The organism is Pseudoduganella sp. RAF53_2 (assembly GCF_052113985.1).
Lineage (GTDB): Bacteria > Pseudomonadota > Gammaproteobacteria > Burkholderiales > Burkholderiaceae_D > Rugamonas.
Genome location: NZ_JBFRDW010000727.1, coordinates 1 through 2,841, shown reverse-complemented (window position 1 = coordinate 2,841; position 2,841 = coordinate 1). Strand labels below are relative to the sequence as shown.

3 protein-coding genes are annotated in these 2,841 nt (G+C 60.5%); 2 read left to right on the top strand and 1 reads right to left on the bottom strand.

The window, feature by feature from the left end; translation table 11 throughout:
- Nucleotides 1–994, bottom strand: a 994-nt coding sequence (locus AB4Z11_RS28515) for a proline dehydrogenase family protein (protein WP_442029196.1), incomplete at its 3' end; no start/stop codon positions are given.
- 212 nt (nt 995–1,206) lie between these two features.
- Between AB4Z11_RS28515 and AB4Z11_RS28510 the strand changes: the two genes are divergently transcribed.
- Together AB4Z11_RS28510 and AB4Z11_RS28505 are read left to right on the top strand one after the other, a co-directional pair.
- The gene (locus tag AB4Z11_RS28510; protein ID WP_395404032.1) at nt 1,207–1,662 is read left to right on the top strand and encodes an Lrp/AsnC ligand binding domain-containing protein; all 456 of its coding nucleotides are present in this window, start codon (nt 1,207–1,209) and stop codon (nt 1,660–1,662) included.
- A gap of 42 nt (nt 1,663–1,704) precedes the next feature.
- Nucleotides 1,705–2,841 (top strand): methyl-accepting chemotaxis protein (locus AB4Z11_RS28505; protein ID WP_442029195.1); only part of this gene is annotated, 1,137 nt, incomplete at its 3' end.

The following is a 2,841-nucleotide window of genomic DNA, read 5'->3' as shown; positions in this document are numbered from 1 at the left end:
CCACGAAGCCGATGCCGTCGAAACCGGCCAGGGACGGATCGAAAGCCATCGCTTCCATCAGGTCCAGCGACAGCTCAAGGCGGTCAGCCTCTTCCGCATCGATGTTCAGGCCGATGTTGTATTCCTTGGCCAGCTGCACCAGCTTGGTCAGGCGCGGCAGCAGTTCGCTCATCACACGGTCGCGCTGAGCGCGGCTGTAGCGTGGGTGCAGGGCGGACAGTTTCACCGAAATGCCGGGGCCGTTGCGGATGCCGCGGCCATTGGATGCCTTGCCGATCGCATGGATCGCTTTTTCGTAGGCTGCGTAATAGTAGGCGGCGTCCGCTTCGGTCAAAGCGGCTTCGCCCAGCATGTCGTAGGAATAGCGATAGCCGCGCGCTTCGTTGTCCTTGCCGTTCTTGATCGCTTCGTCGATGGTCTGGCCGGTCACGAACTGGTTGCCCAGCATACGCATCGCCAGGTCCACGCCCTTGCGGATCAGCGGTTCGCCGCCTTTGGCGATCAGGCTGGTAATCGCAGCGCCCAGCCCTTCTTCGCTGGACGAGCTGACCAGCTTGCCGGTCACCACCAGGCCCCAGGTCGCGGCATTCACGAACAGGGATGGCGATTCGCCGAGGTGTTTTTTCCAGTCGCCTTTGGAAATCTTGTCTGCAATCAGGCGGTCTGCGGTGGCGCTGTCCGGAATRCGCAGCAGSGCTTCGGCCAGGCACATCAGYGCCACGCCTTCTTCCGACGACAGGGAGAACTGGTGCATCAGTGCGTCCACGCCGGAGGAACGGGTGCGCTTCTCGCGCACAGCTGTCACCAGGCGCTTCGCCAGCGACTGGGCTTCCAGCGTGGTTTCCGGCGCGCCCTCGCGGATTTGCGACAGCAGCCACTGCACGGCGGATTGCTCATCTTTGCGGTAGGCGGCAGTAATGGCAGCGCGCAGCGGGGTCGGATCACGCAGGATTTCACTCTGGAGGGTGGCGAACGGAAGATCTTTAGAATGCATGTAAAAACTCTATTAAGTGTGGTTTTTAGTTAATGGCAGCACGTACAAAAACACGCCCGGCAAAGCGTGTTTGCGAGGCGTGTCTGGCGGTACTGCTGATGATTCGATTGTAAGCCGGAATCTTCTGGATTAATTCTGGTATTGCTGGGGGCTAGCAATACATTCTTTTTGGTGAGAGAATTTAACCAAATAAAATTAAACAGGGGATTTACATGCTGGACAAGATCAGTAAAAAGATCCTGATGGAGCTGCAAAGCGACGGACGGATCAGCAACGTGGAACTTGCTGCACGCGTCAATCTGTCGCCGGCCGCTTGCCTGGAGCGTGTGCGTAAATTGCACGAGGCGGGATACATCATGGGCTACACCGCCCAGCTTAATCCGCAATTGCTGGATGTGTCACTGCTTGTCTTCATCGAAGTGGTACTCGACCGCACCACACCGGAGGTGTTCGACGCCTTCAAACACAGCGTACAACTCATCCCCGAAGTCCTGGAATGCCACATGGTGGCGGGCGGTTTTGACTATCTCGTCAAAGCGCGCGTGAAGGACATGGCCGCCTATCGTGAATTCCTTGGAAAAACTTTGTTGCAAAAAGGTGTACGCGAGACCCATACTTATGCCGTGATGGAAGAAGTTAAGAACACGAGCAAGTTGCCGATTAAATAACGATCTTCACAACGGCGCCTTGCTCCCGGAGACGGAGGATGCATGGAGCTGTTGCGGCGAAACTGGGGCCTGCTCGCGGCCCTCGTTGTAGGAACTCTGGTAGCCTGGCTGGTGCAATGGATGACGGGCATAGGACCCGTCTGGACCGCCTTCCTCGCGGCACTCGCCGCCAGCGCCGGCCTCACCCTGGCAAATCGCAGCAGCACTGAGGACGGCGGCCCGCGCCGCTTCGCGCAGACGGTCGGCAAGGAAATCGACGCCATCATGATCGGCGCCGCAGAAACTTCCTACTTCGTCGATTCCGTCAAAAAGAAAATCGAGCAGGACGTGCAGACCGCCAGCGGCATCGTCGCCAGCTCCGGCCAGAACGCCCGCACGACCGAACTTATCGCTACCAACGCCGAAAGCGCTTCCCGCGTCGCCCACCGCGTGCGCGAGGAAACCGTGGCCGGCCGCGCCGAGGCGGACCAGGGCCTGGAACGCATCTCCACCGCCCGCCGCGACGCCGAAGCTGCCGCCGAAACCATGGCCAGCCTTCAGGAAAAGGCGCGCCGCATTTCCGGTTTTACTACCGCCATTTCGGAAATTTCCGCTCGCACCAATTTGCTGGCGCTGAATGCCGCGATCGAAGCCGCCCGCGCCGGCGAGCAAGGCCGCGGTTTCGCTGTCGTGGCGGGGGAAGTGCGCCAGCTGGCCCAGCGCACCAAGGAAGCGACCGACGAAATCAGCCAGATGGTGCGTGAAATCAATGAGCAGGCGGAAAAAGCCTCGCGCGGCATGTCCTCCCTGGCGACGGACGTGAAGGAGGCGGCCTCGAATGTGGAAAAGGTCCATGTCCTGCTGAGCAATATCGAGAATTCCTCTGGCGAATCCGAAGCCAAGATCGACGAAATCGCCCATGCCTCGCGCGAGCACGTCGAAACCACGCAGGTGATTGCGGACGCTATCGCCCAGATCCGCGACTCCATGCTGGGAACCAACCGCGATTTGCCGCGCGTGACGGGCTCCGCCATGGCCCTGGCGGAGCGCGCCGAGGTCATTGCCGGCGCTCTGGGCGACGCCGACGTCGAAACGCCCCACGATGAAATCCGCCGCGCCGCCCAGCACGCGGCGCGCGAAGTGGGCCGCATGTTCGAATCCGCCATTGCGGCAGGCAAGATCAGCCGCGATGCGTTGTTC

What these genes read in the sequence shown, in the direction of transcription:
- AB4Z11_RS28510 (WP_395404032.1), top strand. Translation starts at nt 1,207, where the DNA reads ATGCTGGACAAGATCAGTAAAAAGATCCTGATGGAGCTGCAAAGCGAC.